Genomic DNA, 16,099 nt, shown 5'->3' on the forward strand with positions numbered 1-16,099 from the left:
CGCTTTCCATCGAAGGTCTTCAGCGTGTAGCTTGTGTAGTATTTGAAGGCGCCGAGGAAGGTCGGGAAACGGAACTTTTTCGCATAGGCGTGGTCGAAGAGATCGCGCACGAAATTGAAGGAATACTGATCCAGCACCTCCTGCTCGTAATAGCCCTCTGTCACCAGATAATCGAGCTTTTCCCTCAGGTTATGGAAGAAGACCGTGTTCTGGTTGACGTGCTGGAGAAAGTACTGCTTGGCCGCCATGCGGTCCTTGTCGAGCTGAATTTTTCCGTGCTCGTCATAGAGGTTCAGCATGGCGTTCAGGGCGTGATAGTCCAAAGCGGTTTCCGCGGCCTTGGCTTGCCGGTCATTCCCGGGATGAGAAAAAGTGTTATGCGGCTTTTCGCCCGCGTCCCGCGACAAAGAAGAGCTTAGCGTATCCAAAATCGTTCCAATCCATGTCTGACATTGGTGACATCCTCATCCGTGCCCAGAAGTTCGAACCGATAGAGATACGGCACCTGGCATTTGGCAGAGATGATGTCGCCGGCGATCCCGTAGGTCGCACCGAAGTTGCTGTTGCCCGCGGCGATGACCCCGCGGATGTTCGAACGGTTGCCCGCATCGTTGAGGAAGCGGATCACCTGCTTGGGCACGGCCCCCTTGCCGCCTTCGCCGCAATAGGTCGGAACGATCAGGACGTAGGGCGAGGCCGCACGAAACTCGTCTCCCACGGCAAGCGGGATACGAGCAGCCGGCAATGCGAGCTTGACAACGAAGCGATGGGTATTTTCCGACCGGCTGGAGAAATAGACGATCCCGCCCACCGCCCGGATCCTTAAGCGAGAGCGCTGATCATGTCGGGACGGAAGCCGGCCCAATGCTGTTCACCGGCAACAACGACGGGAACCTGGCGATAGCCGAGACCCTGCACCAGTTCATAGGCGGCGGCATCGGTCGACACGTCGACGATGGTGTAGTCGATGCCTTGGCGATCAAGCGCGCGGGTCGTTGCTGTGCACTGGACGCAGGCGGGCTTGCTGTAGACGGTGATGCTCATGAGATATCCTCGTATGGATGGGCATGGAAAATCGCTCGGGCATCGGGTGATGCCCGCTCGTCGGGTGAAAAGTGGAGGCAAACCTAGCGGGCGGCCGGACGCTTTTAAGCGTCCGTCACTCGCGCCGGCGACTATGGATACTCAGGAACATGCACTTCACCCCGAAGTTCTTCAGCGAGGTATTCGAGGAAGCGACGGCGGCCATCATGCCGCATGGATCATCGCTCGCCAGCCGGACACCCCGCCCGTGGACGTCAATGCTCAAGGCAGGTCTCCTGGCTCGCGGGTCATAACATTCGTCTCGCCTTCCCAAGACACGGGGGTCTCAGTGACGTCATCGAACGAATGCTCACCGCTCACAGTTGCGGGGGCAGCTCCGGCTTAGCGATCATCATGTTCGCCGACCGGATTCCCGTCTTAGCCTCCAATCCTTGCGAATCAGAAGAACCTCGAACACTATATATAGTATCTTCAGTTAAAATTGCGTCAACTGCTTCGATGGCCTCAAGCCCATTTCGATGTTGATGAATTCCGACAATCTCGCCTGATGCGTGCACAGGGGGGGCTGGACAGATACAGCGTTATTTCATTACGCTGCACACGTAATGTTATTACATAAAGGATCCTTCATGCCTAACACGAGCTCTGGTATCCTCCTGGCGGCCTCATCCCTGGCTTGCGCCCTCCTGCTTGCCTTTCCATCGTTTGCCGACGACGAAAAAGAGATGGAAAGCTGGCGCCTATTCGTCGCCGATCACAGCCTGCCGATCGTCCGCGCGATCGATGCCTCGAGTGGGAAGGAAATCGGCCGATTCGATCTTGACGGCCATGCCTCCCTGTCTCTCAGTCAATCCGGCCGCACCATATTTGCCGTGCAAGGCGAAAAGAATGTGGTCCACGCGATTGCGACCGGCATATCCCTCTCCGACCACGGCGAACATCGCGATATCGAGCTTTCCGATCCGAAATTGCTTCCAGCATCGGTCAAAGGCGAAAAGCCCGGGCACGTGGTGACACACGGCAACGATGTCGCGATCTTCTATGATCGCGACGACAAGTTCGATCTCCTGTCCGAAAGTGGCCTTGCCGAAGGCAAAGCAGATATTCGTTCATTCCGGACGATCGCCGCCCACCATGGCGTTGCCGTTCCGATGGGCAACCATCTTCTCGTGTCGGCGCCGAACATGGAGGCACCTCTCAAGGAAGGCGAATTGCCGCCGCGCTTCGGCTTGCGCGTGTTGGACCGAAAGGGAGAGCAGGTCGGCGATATCAAGCGCTGCACAGGGCTTCATGGGGAAGCGACCTCCGCCCGGCTGGTTGCCTTCGGCTGCGAGGAAGGTGTCCTGATCGCGCGCCCTGGCGGCATCGACGGCCCAAAGGTTGAGATGCTTGCCTATGCCCCCTCCCTGCCAAAGGGCAAGGTCTCGACATTGCTCGGCGGCACGTCCATGCAATACTTCCTCGGCAATTATGGTGAGCAGAACGTCGTATTGATCGATCCGGACAATTCTGACCAACCATACAAGCTGATCGAACTGCCGACACGACGGGTCGATTTCGTACTCGATCCGGCAAAGCCGCAGATCGCCTACATTCTCACGGAGGACGGCATTCTGCACCTTCTTGACGTCGTGAAAGGCGCGATCGTGAAATCCGAAACCGTTACCGAGCCTTACAGCAAGGACGGCCACTGGCGCGACCCGCGGCCTCGCCTGGCGATGGCCGGCAACCTCGTCGCCATTACCGATCCCCGCCACAGCCTCGTGCGCATGGTCGATAATCAATCGCTGAAGGAAGTCCGCACCATTCCCGTCGAGGGGCAACCCTTTGCAATCGTTGCGGCCGGCGGATCGGGAGCGGTGCATTGAGAGCCTGAGATGTAGAGATTGCGATCCGTCTCAGATCATTGATTGTTGGCAGCCAGTCTCTGACTGCCGCCGCCTATTTGGAGCGCCATGTTTTAAGCGCGATGCCATCGATCGCGACCTGTAGATCATCGCAACGGGAGCCGGTTGCGCGGCCAGCTCCCGACAATTGACGATCGATAAGAATCCGATTTGCCAAGCCCGCCCGTGATATCAGGCAGCGTGCGGGCGAAACATTGCGTTCGCGGCACTCTCCAAACGAAGCTTCAGTTCGTAAGCCACAGCGCAGATTGCCAAAGTCGCAACGGAAATCGGGATAAACGACACGGCGGACAAGAGCCCCATACGATCCAACCCATAGGCGATCAGCAGCATAACGGTCTGGTGGAGAACGTAGTAGGTGAGAACTGCCCTGTTGAGATAGCGGATCACGGCGTTTTCCGATCGGCACCAAATCCTCGCATAGCCGAGAACGGCGACGATCGCGCACCACTGGAACGTACCACCAAGCACCCTCCCTACAGACAGCCGCCACATTTCTGGATCACTGGAAGGCAGGCTGGGAAACAGGCATACCAAAGCCACCGCGCAAGCGACCGTCAGAATGAATGCCGGCCTCCGCATGTTGACAATAGCATCCCAGCAATTGTCACGCGTTGCCATCACAGCTCCCATAAGGAACGCGGCCATATAAACGGCATGACTGTACCAATCGGTCAAAAACTCCAGTGATGGGGGAAAAATTGGTCTCAAGACAAGCCGCAGTAAGATAAATAGCAAGGCGGGCGCTACCAGTACCCATTTGCCCGTAAGCTAGGGCGCAAGCTTCCATGAAGCTCGGCCGAGCAGGCCAGAGCGCCCTGAGGCGAACGCCCATATCGATAAACGGCACCTCTCCAAAGCACGGCAGCCTCTCCGCCAAAAGCATGGGCAGAGGCGATGACGACGCTTGACACTCAGCCTGCGAACTTTTATTGATACGTATAACTAATACGTATAAGCAAAGTGAGTGATGAAAAACGGACGAGCAACGCAAAAGGATGTCGCAAGGGCTGCGGGGGTTTCGCAGGCTACCGTTTCCATGGTGCTGAGCGGCGGCGGAGCATCCATCCCGGCGGAGACATGGGAGCGTATCACCAAGGCGGCAAAGGACCTTGGCTACGTGCCAAACCGTTTTGCACAAGCGCTCAAGACGAGCCGCACGATGACCATCGCCTGCATCGTGCCTGACATCACCAATCCGTTCTATCCGTCTTTGATCCGCGGCATTCAGTCGGTCGCTGACGGCCAGAACTACGATGTGATCACGGTCAACACCGACGGGACGCCCGAGCGGGAACGTCATTTTCTCGATTGGGCCCGACAGGGCCGTGTCGATGGCGTGGTCGGCGTCTTCTTCACGCTGAAGGCCAAGGATTTCAATCCATTGGTCGAAGCCGGCGTTCCCATAGTAAGAATTGAATCATCCAAGAAACGCGGCGGCGAAATCCCGATCGACGACATCTATGTCGACAGCAGGGCGGCGGCGCAGACGGTGACGGAATATCTGCTGGGCCTCGGTCATAAGCGCATCGCGCTCGTCGCCGGGCGCGGCGGTCCGCAGGCACACCGTATCGAGGGTTATCGTAAGGCGCTCGCAGAGTTCGGCCATCCCGACCATGTTGTCATCGATGACGAATTTTCCGAGATGGGCGGCGTCCGCGCGGCCGAGAGCATCCTCAACGGCGATTTCAGACCGACCGCTATCTTCGCCGCAAACGACCTGATGGCGATCGGGGTGATGCAGTCGCTGCGCGAGCGCGGCATCCGCATCCCCGAGGATATCGCTGTCGTCGGTTTCGACGATATTTCCGCCGCCAAGCTCGTCACCCCAACGCTGACGACGGTCGCGCAGTTTCAATGGAAAATGGGAGAACGTGCCGCGCAGACACTGATGGATCGCCTGCGCGGAGAGAAGACCGGTGCTGGAACCGCCGTTGAAATGCCCTTCGATCTCATCGTCAGGGGTTCGACGAGCAACGAATAAAACCAAATCGGGAGGAGAAAACCGATGCACAGACGTACAGTTTTAAAAGCCGGCTTCGGCCTGGCTGCCCTGCCGCTTATGTCCCGCTTCACCTTCGCGGCGGATCAGAAGCCGGTATCCTTCTGGTACGAATCCGCTTCGCCGGAGAACCAGGATAACCTCAAGAACATTCTGATCGACCCGTTCAATGCGGCACATCCCGAAGACCTCCTGAGTATCGATTTCCGCGGCTCGGATCTCGACAAGCAGCTGCGCGTCGCGATGCTGGCCGGCACAGGCCCCGATGTCGTCTTCACGGCCGGCCCGAGCTATGTCGCGGCAATGGCACAGGCCGGTCAGCTTATGCCGCTTGACGACTACGCCAAGAAATACGGATGGGACGAGCGTCTGCTGCCGCTCTTCCTCGATCTCGGCCGCTACAACGGCAAGCTCTACGCGCTCGCGAAGACATACGAAACGCTCGGCCTCTTCTACAACAAGACCTTGTTCGAACAGAACAAATGGAAGGTGCCAACGACCATATCAGATTTCGAGGCGCTTGCCGACGAGATGAAGGCCAAGGGCCTCACCCCATTCGGTGCCGGCAATGCCGACTGGCGCCCGGCCAACGAGCATTATGTCTCGATCGCCATCAATTCGATTGCCGGACCCGAGAATGTCTACAAGGCACTGACAGGCGCCATTCCGTGGACCGATCCCGCCTTTGTCCACTCGATCGACAAGCTCGCGGAGTGGTGGGACAAGGGATATTTCGGTGACAACTACTTCTCGCTGACGCTGGAACAGGCCTTCGCGCAGATCGCCAGCGGCCAGGCCGGAATGGCACCGACGGGCACGTGGAATTTCACCAACGTCCAGACCTATTTTCCGCAGAACAACGCGGAGCCCGGCTTCGTCGGCTTCCCGAGCGAGAAGGGCGATCCGATCTTCGCACTTGGCATCGGCTCGACGCTGTCAATCAACGCCAAGTCAGGCAATGCCGATGGCGCCGCTGCCGTTCTCGATTACATGTTCACCGACGACTACTACAGCAAGATGAACTCGGTCTGGCAGGGCGAATGGAACCTGCCGCTGGCCGATCTCTCCAAGGTCAAGCTCTCCGATAAAGTCCTGCCTCTTTACGAGGACGCCATGAAGCAGCTGGCAGGCGCAGTCGCCGCCGGCAAATACGGTTACACGACCTGGACCTTCCTGCCGCCGGCCACAGACACATACCTGGTCAGCGGCATGGAAGAGGTCTGGCTCAAGAAAACGAAGTCGGCCGACTTCCTGAAGAAGCTTGACGAGACCTTCAAGCAGGAACGCGACGCCGGCAAGGCGCCGGCGGTCCCACCCCGCACCTGACAAGCCGCCGCAGGACGGCGTTGAAAGCGCCGTCCTCGTCCGGAGGATATTATGCACCGACTTTATCTCGTTCCGACGATGATCATTAATATCATCATCGTCCTCGTCCCTGCTTTGCTGACGGTGGCACTCGCCTTCTGCAACTGGGACGGCATTTCCTCGCCCACCTTTGCGGGCCTCGACAATTTCCGCGCACTTGCCGGTGACCGCGTCTTCTGGCTGGCGCTCGGCAACAACATCATCTGGACCATCGTCTTCCTGACGGTGCCAATCCTCATGGGGCTGCTTGCCGCCTCGATGCTGCTGATCGTGCGCCGCGGCAGCAATTTCTTTCAGGTCGTCTATTTCCTGCCCGTCGTCATCGCGACCGCGATCACGGCCCGCATCTGGCAGGGTATGATCTATAGCCCCGTGACCGGTGTCTTCGGCCTCCTCAAAAAATACGGGCTGCCGATCCCTAATCCGCTGACCCAACCGCCGATCGCGCTGTTCGGCGTCGCGACCGTCGACCTCTGGCACTGGTGGGGCTTTCTCTGCGTCATTTTCTTCGCCGCACTCCGCCAGGTGCCGCAGGAACAGATCGAGGCGGCCCGCATCGAGGGCGCGACCTATGTCCAGATGATGCGCTATGTGCTGCTTCCCGGCATCCGGCCGACGATCACGCTGATGATGATCATGACCGTCATCTGGTCGTTCCTCGCCTTCGATTTCGTCTACATCCTCACCCAGGGCGGCCCAGCCTTCTCCAGCGAACTGCTTTCGACACTCGCCTATCGCAAGGCCTTTTATGATCTGAACGTCGGACAAGCGGCCGCCGCAGCCCTCGTCATCAGCCTGTTCGGGCTGATCGGCACCTTCTTTTACGTGCGCATCCAGACCAGGGAGGGCGAGCAATGAGGCTCGTGGAAAGCCGCCTGACCCTCTGGATCTGCTATATCCTTCTCGGCATATTCGCCTTCATCGCCCTCTTCCCGATCGCGCTTCTGGTGCTGAACTCGCTGAAGCCGGCGGCTCAGATCGTGCAGAATCCGCTCGGCTTGCCGCAGCCGATCCGTTGGCAGAATTTTGCCAATGCCTGGAACCACGCGAAATTCTCGAAGACTTTCGTCAATTCGCTGATCGTCTCCGGCACGACGATCGCGCTCGTCTGCACCACATCGTCGCTGACGGCCTATGTCATCGCGCGCCGCAAGATCAAAAGCTGGAAGATCTTCACCTTCTATCTGCTGGCGACCACGACCGCACCGATCCAGCTCTATATCTTCCCGCTCTATTTCGGCTTCGCCAAGCTCGGGCTCATCAACAACATCTTCGGCGTGGCACTGATCTACACCGCGCTCTACAGCCCCTTTGCCGTGATGCTGCTCAGAACCTATTTTCTGGCGGTTCCAAAGGAGCTTGAGGAAGCAGCGATCGTCGACGGCGCTACGCATTGGCAGGTCTTCTGGCGGGTGATGCTGCCGATCGTCTCGCCGGGCATCCTCACCGTGGCGCTGATTATCGGATTGAACTCCTGGAACGAGTTCCTGATCGCCACGACCTTCCTGCAAAAGCAGGAGAACATGACCGCCGTCATCGCCTTCTTCCTGCTGTCCGGCCAGTACAGTTCCGATTGGGGTGAGATCATGGCCGCAGCGCTCATCATCGTCGTGCCTGTCGTCGCGCTTTTCGTCTTCATGCAGAAGCGCTTCATCGAAGGCATGGCTGGCGGCTCCGTCAAAGGCTGAACGAATTTATCGATAAATGGAGTAAGCAATGCAGCTTCCGAACGACTATCTCGAACGCGTCTATGCTGGTGTCCTGGGCAAGCTCATCGGCGTCTATCTCGGCCGCCCCTTCGAGGGATGGACCTACCAGAAGATTATGGAGGAACTCGGTCCTATCGAATATTACGTGCATGAACGCCTGAACCAGCCGCTCGTCGTCACCGACGACGATGTCGCAGGCACCTTCACCTTCATCCGCGCGCTGGAAGATTACGGCATCAAGCCGAACCTCTCCGCCGAAGAAATCGGCAAGGCCTGGCTCAATTACATCGTAGAGGAACGCGCGATCCTCTGGTGGGGCGGCAACGGCAACTCCACCGAACACACCGCCTGGCTTAATCTCAAGAAGGGCGTGCCGGCCCCGCAGTCCGGTTCGATCACCACCAATGGCCAGGGCGTTGCCGAGCAGATCGGCGCCCAGATCTTCATCGATGGATGGGCGATGGTTGCCCCCGGTCAGCCGGAACTCGCGGCCAAGCTTGCAGAACAGGCCGGCAAGGTCAGCCATGATGGCGAATCCGTTTATGCCGCCATGCTCTGGGCAGCGATGGAAGCCGAGGCTTTCGTCACCTCCGACATCGACCATCTGATCGATACCGGGCTCAAGCAGATCCCAAGCGATAGCCAGATCGCCCGGCTGATTGCCGACATCAGGGCCTGGCACAAGGCGCATCCCGATTGGCGCGACACACGCCAGAAGATCCAGGACAATTACGGCTACGACAAATATCCCGGCAACTGCCATATCATGCCCAATCACGCACTGATGATCATGACGGTGCTCTATGCGCCGCACGATTTCCAGAAGGCGCAGATGATCGTCAATACGTCGGGCTGGGATACGGATTGTAACGCCGGCAATGTCGGCTGCCTGCTCGGCATAATGAATGGCCTTGATGGACTTGCCGAAGGCCCCGACTTCCGCGGCCCCATCGCCGACCGCATGCTGATCTCATCGGCCGACGGCGGCAATTCCATCAACGATGCCGTGCGTCAGGCCTATTTCCTGACAAATCTCGGTCTACAGCTTGCCGGCCATCAATCGCTCGAGGCCCCAAAGAACGGTGCGCAGTTTCACTTCTCGCTCCCCGGCAGCCAGCAAGGCTTCCGCCCACTGACAGGTCTCGGCGCGGCAAGCAGCGTGCGTGTCGGCAATACCGAATTCGAAAGCGGGCGCGCGCTGACGATCGATTACGAAGCCCTGGGGCCGGCGCAAAGCGCCGTGGTGACGACGCCGACCTTCTCGCCGCGCGAAATGCTCGACATGCGCACCTACGACCTGATGGCGACGCCGCTCGTCTATCCCGGCCAGACGGTAAAGGCCCGCGCCAAGGCCGACGCGCAGAACCGCGGCACAATCGAAGCGCGTTTGCGCATCCGGATCTATGATGAACGCGACCAATTGAGCGACATCGACTCGGCGCCGGTTGTCATAGAGCCCGGCTCGGAAGCCATTCTCGAATGGACCCTTCCTGAGACCGACGGCCAGCCCATCGCGGAGATCGGCATCACAGTAGCCGGCAGCGGGAGGCGCGCCGATGGCCGCGTGTTCCTGGATTATCTCCGCTGGGACGGCGCGCCCCAACTGACATTGAAGCGCCCGGCTGGCGACGGCGATTTCTGGCGCATGGCCTGGGTGAACGGCGCAAGCTTCTTCTCCAAGCGCTTCCCGGCCGCCTTCCGCATCGCGCAGAACCGAGGCGAAGGCATCATCATTCACGGCACGCGCCAATGGACCGATTACCAGGCCTCAGGCCAAGTTATGATCCATCTCGGCAATTACGGCGGCCTTGCCATCCGTGCTCAGGGCCTGCGCCGATACTACGGCGCACGCGTGACGCGCGACGGCAAGATGCAGATCGTCAAGGTGCGCGACGAGGAAACCAAGGTTCTTGCCGAAACCGCCTTCAAGACCGAGTTCGACAAGCTTATCGCCATGAAGGTCTCGGCGCAGGGTGCGCGCATCACCTTCGAGGCCGACGGTGTTTCGGTGACGGCGGAAGATACCGCCGCCGATGCCTTTCGTGACGGCGGCGTCGGCCTTCTCATCCATGAAGGCGCCTTGTCGTCGAACGAGATCCGGATAGGAGGAGTATGATGGCAACGGTCACCATCGATAAGGCACGCAAGGCTTATGGCGCCGTGGAGGTTCTCCACGGCGTCTCGGCCGACATTGCCGACGGCGAATTCGTCGTCCTTGTAGGCCCCTCGGGCTGCGGCAAGTCAACCCTGCTCAGGATGATCGCCGGCCTTGAAGATATTACCGGCGGCACGATCGGCATCGGCGGGCGCGTCGTCAACAACCTGCCGCCCAAGGAACGCGACATATCCATGGTCTTCCAGAATTATGCGCTCTACCCGCATATGACGGTCGCTGAAAACATGGCCTTCTCGCTGACACTTGCCGGAGCCGCGAAGGAAGAAAAGCAAAAGCGCGTGGCACATGCCGCGCAGATTCTCGGCCTCACCGATCTCCTCGGGCGCTATCCCCGCCAGCTCTCCGGCGGCCAGCGCCAGCGCGTCGCCATGGGCCGTTCGATCGTCCGCAATCCGCAAGTCTTCCTGTTCGACGAACCTCTGTCCAATCTGGACGCGAAGCTTCGCGTCGCCATGCGTGCCGAGATCAAGAGCCTGCACCGGCGCCTGGCAACGACGACCGTTTACGTCACCCACGACCAAGTTGAAGCCATGACCATGGCCGATCGCATCGTCGTCATGAACGGCGGCCATATCGAGCAGATCGGTAAGCCGCTCGAGCTTTACGACAACCCGCAAAGCACCTTCGTTGCCGCATTCATCGGCTCGCCGGCCATGAACCTCCTGAATGGACGTTTCGACGCTGATGGCGGAAAGCCTGTCTTCAAGACCAATGAGGGCATCCTGCTGCCCCTGCCCGACAATGCACCCAGGGTTTCCGGCGTGGAAGGCGTCTACGGCATCCGGCCGGAATATTTCACCCTCTCGCCCGCAAATGTCGGCATTCCCGCGCGCGTGGTGGTCGTCGAGCCGCTTGGTTCCGAGACGCATATAACGGCGACGGTGGGCGGGCAGACAATCGTCACCGTCTTCCATGACCGGCTCGATATCGAACCGGAAGGGACGATCTGGCTGCAGCCGCGGACGGAACGGATCTGCCTGTTCGATGCTGGCGGGCGCCGGCTGACCGATAAGGCCGTCGAGCGGGACCTGCAACATTCGTGACGCCAAAGCGCCGTCGTAAGGCGGCACTTCAACCCGCGCCATGTCGAATTTGCGGGATACCTGCTCGATCAGTTGATCGGCCCGGCGACACCGGTCCTGACAGCTATATCGGCAAGGCTGACATCGAGTGTTGCCGGATCGATCGACTGGCGCACCTTCAGCAACATATTGCCGAGGTCCTCCATCATCTCACGCACAAACTTCTCCGTGCGGTCTCGATCTCCCGAAACGATGAAGCGCAACAGCGATATATGGCTTTCGACAGTCGTCTCCATCGGCGCGCCAGGGCCGAGATAGGTGTGATAGATCCATCCGGTACGGCGATAGAGCGTCTGGAGTGGAATGAGCGTGTTCGCCAGGAGCGGCTCTCCGGATGCCGTCAGGATCGCTCTGTTCAATAGCCGGTCGGTGACATTGAATCGCTCAAGGCTGAGTTCCGCCTTGGAAGCCTCCAGATCGGTAATGAAGGTTCTGAGGATCTTGTGATCCTGAGGCGTCGCCCGCTCGGTCGCAAGCCCGCAGGCAATCGCCTCCATTTCCGTACGCAAGGGAAGCAAGGTCCGCTCCTGCGCCAGATTGACAGGCGCGATCCGTAGGCCCGAGCGCGGGCTGACATGGATGAGCTGATTTGCGGAAAGGCGCTTGACCGCATCATGAACGGGCGTGCGGCCGAGCCCCGCCTGCTGCTGCAACTGCTGGATCGTGTAGCGTGCGCCGGGCATCAGTTCTGTGGAAACGATCATGCTTTCAAGGCGATCATAGGCCTCCTCCGACAGGCTTCGAGACTGTTTTTCCTTCTTGACCATCGCGCTGTCGATCTTTTCCCGCTCCAACTCACCAACGTCCCTCCCGCCCGATTCACGAGGGTAGGCATTGACTTTTGGCTGCTTATATCAAAATCATTGCGTCATGTGAAATTTCAGATTAGTAGCGTGATATTTCTTAGAGGGAGGAATCTATGACAATCGAACACGCATCAGCTGTTGGCGCCATGCGCCGGCCATCCACCAATCGACGCTGGTGGATCGGCGCGCTTCTCGCGCTCGGCGTTCTCGTCAATTATTTCGACCGGGTGAACCTGACGGTCGCTTCGCCGCTCATTCAGGACGATTTTCACATCGGCCCTGCAGAAATGGGCATCCTGTTCAGCGCCTTCGGCTGGACCTACGGTTTCCTGCAAATTCCCGTCGGAATGCTGCTTGACCGTTTCGGCGTAATGCGGGTCATGCGTTGGAGCACATTCTCCTGGGGTGTCGCCTCCGTCATCACGGCCTTTTCGACGGGCATGCAGACGCTTTTTCTTTCCCGCATGCTTCTGGGCGTAGCGGAAACTCCGGGCTTCCCGGCCAATTCGAAGGCGACCGGCTATTGGTTCCCGCGCCATGAACGCGGTCTCGCAACCGCACTCTTCGATGCTGCCGCGAAATTCTCCAATGTCATCGCCATCCCGCTGGTCGCCTTCCTGATGCTGCATTTCGGCTGGCGCGGCGGCTTCCTGGCGACGGCTATCATCAGCTTCGTCTTCTTTGTCATGTTCTGGCTGTTCTACCGCGACCCCAGTGTCGACAGGAACCTTTCCGATGAGGAGCGGGCCTATCTGAAGGCCGGCGGCGCTGCCCAGGAAGGCGAAGCCTCGGCCAATGCCGTCGGCATGCTCGGCTACCTCCTGCGCAATCGCAAGGTCTGGGGCCTTTCGATCGGCTTTGCCGCCTATGGCTATGCTTTCGCCCTCTTCATCTTCTGGCTGCCGGATTATCTGGTCAAGGAGATGCATATGGACATCCTGAAATCGGCAAGCTTCACGACGATCCCATGGATCTTTGCGACGATCTCGGATCTCCTGATCGGCGGCTGGCTGATCGACCATCTCATCCGCAAGGGCCACGACGAATCCAAGGTTCGCAAGTCGATCATCGTTTTCGGCATGCTGATGGGTCTTGCCGTCGTCGGCGCCGGCCTCACGGCCGATCCCTATTGGGCCATTCTCTGGATCACGATTTCGCTGAGCGGCCTTGCCGCTGCCGCACCGGCCGGATGGTCGATCCCTGCGCTGATCGCTCCCAAAGGTGGCGCGGCCACGGTTGGCGGCATCATGAACTTCCTCAACAGCGTCACCGGCATCGCCGCGCCGATCATCACCGGCTTCATCGTCGGCGCTACGCAGTCCTTCAGCCGCGCCTTCCTTCTGGCCGGCGCGATGCTGGCGATCGGCATCGTCTCCTATGTCTTCGTCCTCGGCCGCATCGAACCGATCGCCGATCCGAAGGCATGATTTAGATCCTTAGACCATGAAAGGGTTCCCATGAAAATCACCAATGCGAAGGTCATCGTCTGCTCGCCCGGACGCAACTTTGTCACGCTCAAGATCGAGACGGACGAAGGGATTTACGGCATCGGCGACGCCACGGTGAACGGCCGCGAACTGGCCGTCGCCTCCTATTTGCAGGATCACCTCGTTCCCTGCCTCATCGGCCGCGATGCATCGCAGATCGAGGATATCTGGCAGTATTTCTACAAGGGTGCCTATTGGCGCCGCGGCCCGATCACTATGGCGGCAATCGCCGCCGTGGACGTAGCGCTGTGGGACATCAAAGCCAAGGCGGCCAACATGCCGCTCTATCAACTGCTCGGTGGCGCCAGCCGCACGCATATGCTGGCCTATACCCATGCCAACGGCGAGACGATCGAGGAAACAGGCGACAAGGTCGCCGCCTTCAAGGAACAGGGCTGGAAGGCAATCCGCGTGCAGAGCGCCGTTCCCGGCCTGCCCATCACCTATGGCGTCGAAAAGGTCGGTTCGCTGGCCCAGGCGGAAGACAAGCCACGGGAAACGCTATGGGATACGCCGACCTATCTGCGGTTCCTGCCGAAGCTCCTCGACCATCTGCGCGATCGCTTCGGTTATGATCTCCACCTGCTGCACGACGTCCACCATCGCCTGACGCCGCAGGAAGCGGCAGGGCTTGCGAAGGACGTGGAGCGCCACAGGCTCTTCTGGCTCGAAGACGCAGTTCCAGCCGAAAACCAAGAATCCTTCCGCCTCATCCGCCAGCACTCGACCACGCCGCTCGCACTCGGCGAGGTCTTCAACTCGATCCATGATTGCCGCCAGCTGATCCAGGAAGAGCTGATCGACTATATCCGCACGACGCCGCTGCATGCCGGCGGCATCACCCATGTGCGGCGCATCGCCGATCTCGCCGGCCTCTATCACATCCGCACGGCCTGCCATGGCGCGGCCGACATGTCGCCGATCACGATGGGCGCTGCTCTGCACTTCGATCGCTGGGTGCCGAATTTCGGCATTCAGGAATATGCCTTCCATCCGGACGAAGCCAAAAACGTCTTCCCTCACGAATGGCATCTGAAGGACGGCCATCTCTACAGCGGCGAAAAGCCGGGCCACGGCGTCGACTTCGACGAGAAAGCGGCCGAGAAATATCCGTATCGGCAGGCCTATCTCGACGTCGCGCGGCTTTCCGATGGGACCATGTGGAGTTGGTGATTGTTTCAGGGCCGGCCGGCTTACCCGAGCCCGCCGGCCTTTTCATTGACATCGCTTTCGCGGATGCGGTCGGCAAGATCCAAAAAATTCTGCCGCATCCGGCGCAAGGTGAAATCAAGGCCGAATAGACGGCCGGTTTCGCTGAAGCCCATCGATTGGGCCTCTGTCGAATTCTGCAGAGCGCTGAAAGCGGCTTCGAAGGCCTCATCACCGGCGGAGAGCACCTTGGGATCGATCTCGCCGCCTGAACGAAGCGCCCGGCCACATGCTTCCGCGAAGCGGGCCTGTGCCTCGAGCACTTGCCCTGCTTGCGGCCCGATCGCTTCGACGATCGCCGGTGGGAAGGGCGTTTCCACGATATGGCTGACATAGGTCATGTCGTTGCGAATGCGCCAGAGAGAGCGAGGGATGGCCTCAGAAATCCCATGCCTCGTCAACCAGAAGGCGCGCTCGCGCTGGGCGTCGGTCAAAAGCGTTTCCGTTGCCATCAGCGATTGACGCAGCGCGATATTGGCTTCGGAAGCCGAGACCGGCTCTCCTTTTTCGACTGCGGTTGCCAGAGTGCGCAATATCTGCGCCATGACATCGAGGGCCGATCCGAAACGATCGAGCACCATGGTCCGCGAACGCGTCGGCAGGATGAAGAGGCTGGCGAGCACGCCCACGACACCGCCCAACGTGATCTCGGCGATGCGGTCGATGACGAAAATCTCGACGGGAACGGCGGCGGAATGCGTCAGCATGACGATCGCCGCCGTCAGCCCTGCATTGCGCAGGCGAGGCACGCGCGCCGACACAAAGCTAGAAAAGCCGACGACACAGATAAGTGCGATCCCGATAGCGAGCGGCTCGTGCGGTGTGACGAACACCGCTGCTCCTCCGAGCATAGCTCCGGCGACGGTCGCCACCAGACGGTCGACAGCCATGCCGGCGGTGGCGCCGACAGATGCCTGCATGACGATCAGCACCGTGAAGACGGCCCAATAGCCTTGCTGAAGTTGCAGAAGCTGGGAGACGGCATAGGTGATCGTGCAGGCGATCATGACACGCAACGCCTGCACCGCCGCGCGCTTGGTCTGGATCAGCGATATCCTGGGCTTTGGCGGGGGCTGGCTTTGAGGCGATACGGGTTCGGTCATCGCGCTACTTTTGGTCTGAAAACGTATGCTGACAATGGCCGTTAGGGTCTTGCCCCCTCCCCTGCTGCAACGCCGATCGCGGGATGAACCCGCGAATTACAATGGCAGTGTTCGGCCTGATATGGAAGGAGAGCGAATAATGGCAAATCATCCGATGGCTCGCCGTGTCCTCTGCGGAAGCACGGCTTTGACTGACCGCTACGGATCGG

The 16,099-nt window shown here is 59.6% G+C and carries 15 protein-coding genes, 1 pseudogene and 1 riboswitch; of the genes and pseudogenes, 9 read left to right on the forward strand and 7 right to left on the reverse strand.

What is annotated here, in order from left to right; all coding sequences use genetic code 11:
• The 4 genes and pseudogenes from FBZ99_RS20870 to FBZ99_RS33195 all read right to left on the reverse strand — a co-directional run.
• A pseudogene (locus tag FBZ99_RS20870) lies at positions 1-299 on the reverse strand (class 1b ribonucleoside-diphosphate reductase subunit alpha); the annotation flags it as partial.
• A 116-nt stretch (positions 300-415) separates the two neighbouring features.
• Complete coding sequence (gene nrdI, locus FBZ99_RS20875; protein ID WP_113350930.1) at positions 416-811, reverse strand: class Ib ribonucleoside-diphosphate reductase assembly flavoprotein NrdI; 396 nt, start codon at positions 809-811, stop codon at positions 416-418.
• A gap of 11 nt (positions 812-822) precedes the next feature.
• The gene (gene nrdH / locus FBZ99_RS20880) at positions 823-1,044 is read right to left on the reverse strand and encodes a glutaredoxin-like protein NrdH (protein ID WP_113350929.1); all 222 of its coding nucleotides are present in this window, start codon (positions 1,042-1,044) and stop codon (positions 823-825) included.
• Positions 1,045-1,159: 115 nt separating this feature from the next.
• The gene (locus tag FBZ99_RS33195) at positions 1,160-1,309 is read right to left on the reverse strand and encodes a hypothetical protein (RefSeq protein WP_156090755.1); all 150 of its coding nucleotides are present in this window, start codon (positions 1,307-1,309) and stop codon (positions 1,160-1,162) included.
• Positions 1,293-1,511, reverse strand: a riboswitch (cobalamin riboswitch). (Overlaps the previous gene by 17 nt.)
• A 162-nt stretch (positions 1,512-1,673) precedes the next feature.
• On the opposite strand from FBZ99_RS33195, the gene FBZ99_RS20885 reads away from it, so the two are divergent.
• A complete protein-coding gene (locus tag FBZ99_RS20885) occupies positions 1,674-2,912 on the forward strand; it encodes a metallochaperone AztD (protein WP_113350928.1) in 1,239 nt (412 codons plus the stop codon).
• Between the two features lie 210 nt (positions 2,913-3,122).
• Here FBZ99_RS20885 and FBZ99_RS20890 read toward each other — a convergent pair whose 3' ends face one another.
• Positions 3,123-3,689 (reverse strand): hypothetical protein, encoded by a 567-nt coding sequence (locus tag FBZ99_RS20890; RefSeq protein WP_331275826.1) that lies wholly within the window; start codon positions 3,687-3,689, stop codon positions 3,123-3,125.
• 232 nt (positions 3,690-3,921) lie between these two features.
• Here FBZ99_RS20890 and FBZ99_RS20895 point away from each other — a divergent pair, with 232 nt between their 5' ends.
• From FBZ99_RS20895 to FBZ99_RS20920, 6 genes are read left to right on the forward strand one after another with little or no spacing between them, the layout of a single operon-like run.
• Positions 3,922-4,935: a LacI family DNA-binding transcriptional regulator gene (locus tag FBZ99_RS20895; protein ID WP_113350926.1), complete on the forward strand. Its 1,014-nt coding sequence runs from the start codon at positions 3,922-3,924 to the stop codon at positions 4,933-4,935.
• Between the two features lie 24 nt (positions 4,936-4,959).
• Positions 4,960-6,279: an ABC transporter substrate-binding protein gene (locus tag FBZ99_RS20900; protein ID WP_113350925.1), complete on the forward strand. Its 1,320-nt coding sequence runs from the start codon at positions 4,960-4,962 to the stop codon at positions 6,277-6,279.
• Between the two features lie 51 nt (positions 6,280-6,330).
• The gene (locus FBZ99_RS20905; RefSeq protein ID WP_113350924.1) at positions 6,331-7,176 is read left to right on the forward strand and encodes a carbohydrate ABC transporter permease; all 846 of its coding nucleotides are present in this window, start codon (positions 6,331-6,333) and stop codon (positions 7,174-7,176) included.
• A complete protein-coding gene (locus tag FBZ99_RS20910; protein ID WP_112342903.1) occupies positions 7,173-8,006 on the forward strand; it encodes a carbohydrate ABC transporter permease in 834 nt (277 codons plus the stop codon). The genes FBZ99_RS20905 and FBZ99_RS20910 overlap by 4 nt, the downstream gene beginning before the upstream one ends.
• 28 nt (positions 8,007-8,034) lie before the next feature.
• Positions 8,035-10,143: an ADP-ribosylglycohydrolase family protein gene (locus FBZ99_RS20915; RefSeq protein ID WP_113350923.1), complete on the forward strand. Its 2,109-nt coding sequence runs from the start codon at positions 8,035-8,037 to the stop codon at positions 10,141-10,143.
• Positions 10,143-11,246 (forward strand): ABC transporter ATP-binding protein, encoded by a 1,104-nt coding sequence (locus FBZ99_RS20920; RefSeq protein WP_113350922.1) that lies wholly within the window; start codon positions 10,143-10,145, stop codon positions 11,244-11,246. Before FBZ99_RS20915 ends, FBZ99_RS20920 begins: the two co-directional genes overlap by 1 nt.
• Positions 11,247-11,314: 68 nt before the next feature.
• Here FBZ99_RS20920 and FBZ99_RS20925 read toward each other — a convergent pair whose 3' ends face one another.
• Positions 11,315-12,079 (reverse strand): GntR family transcriptional regulator, encoded by a 765-nt coding sequence (locus FBZ99_RS20925; RefSeq protein WP_113350921.1) that lies wholly within the window; start codon positions 12,077-12,079, stop codon positions 11,315-11,317.
• A gap of 125 nt (positions 12,080-12,204) precedes the next feature.
• Here FBZ99_RS20925 and FBZ99_RS20930 point away from each other — a divergent pair, with 125 nt between their 5' ends.
• Both FBZ99_RS20930 and manD read left to right on the forward strand, forming a co-directional pair.
• Complete coding sequence (locus tag FBZ99_RS20930) at positions 12,205-13,518, forward strand: MFS transporter (protein WP_113350920.1); 1,314 nt, start codon at positions 12,205-12,207, stop codon at positions 13,516-13,518.
• Between the two features lie 30 nt (positions 13,519-13,548).
• Positions 13,549-14,751, forward strand: coding sequence for a D-mannonate dehydratase ManD (manD, locus tag FBZ99_RS20935; protein WP_145634710.1), 1,203 nt, complete (start codon positions 13,549-13,551; stop codon positions 14,749-14,751).
• Positions 14,752-14,771: 20 nt separating this feature from the next.
• Here manD and FBZ99_RS20940 read toward each other — a convergent pair whose 3' ends face one another.
• Positions 14,772-15,890 carry an FUSC family protein gene (locus tag FBZ99_RS20940; protein WP_113329262.1) on the reverse strand — a complete coding sequence of 373 codons (1,119 nt, stop codon included), beginning with the start codon at positions 15,888-15,890 and terminating at the stop codon, positions 14,772-14,774.
• Positions 15,891-16,099: the final 209 nt, after the last annotated feature.

Origin of the sequence: Rhizobium sp. ERR 1071, assembly GCF_007828675.1 — a bacterium.
Lineage (GTDB): Bacteria > Pseudomonadota > Alphaproteobacteria > Rhizobiales > Rhizobiaceae > Rhizobium > Rhizobium dioscoreae.

What these genes read in the sequence shown, in the direction of transcription:
- nrdH (WP_113350929.1), bottom strand. Translation starts at nt 1,044, where the DNA reads ATGAGCATCACCGTCTACAGCAAGCCCGCCTGCGTCCAGTGCACAGCA.
- FBZ99_RS20885 (WP_113350928.1), top strand. Translation starts at nt 1,674, where the DNA reads ATGCCTAACACGAGCTCTGGTATCCTCCTGGCGGCCTCATCCCTGGCT.
- FBZ99_RS20895 (WP_113350926.1), top strand. Translation starts at nt 3,922, where the DNA reads ATGAAAAACGGACGAGCAACGCAAAAGGATGTCGCAAGGGCTGCGGGG.
- FBZ99_RS20900 (WP_113350925.1), top strand. Translation starts at nt 4,960, where the DNA reads ATGCACAGACGTACAGTTTTAAAAGCCGGCTTCGGCCTGGCTGCCCTG.
- FBZ99_RS20905 (WP_113350924.1), top strand. Translation starts at nt 6,331, where the DNA reads ATGCACCGACTTTATCTCGTTCCGACGATGATCATTAATATCATCATC.
- FBZ99_RS20910 (WP_112342903.1), top strand. Translation starts at nt 7,173, where the DNA reads ATGAGGCTCGTGGAAAGCCGCCTGACCCTCTGGATCTGCTATATCCTT.
- FBZ99_RS20915 (WP_113350923.1), top strand. Translation starts at nt 8,035, where the DNA reads ATGCAGCTTCCGAACGACTATCTCGAACGCGTCTATGCTGGTGTCCTG.
- FBZ99_RS20920 (WP_113350922.1), top strand. Translation starts at nt 10,143, where the DNA reads ATGGCAACGGTCACCATCGATAAGGCACGCAAGGCTTATGGCGCCGTG.
- FBZ99_RS20930 (WP_113350920.1), top strand. Translation starts at nt 12,205, where the DNA reads ATGACAATCGAACACGCATCAGCTGTTGGCGCCATGCGCCGGCCATCC.
- manD (WP_145634710.1), top strand. Translation starts at nt 13,549, where the DNA reads ATGAAAATCACCAATGCGAAGGTCATCGTCTGCTCGCCCGGACGCAAC.
- FBZ99_RS20940 (WP_113329262.1), bottom strand. Translation starts at nt 15,890, where the DNA reads ATGACCGAACCCGTATCGCCTCAAAGCCAGCCCCCGCCAAAGCCCAGG.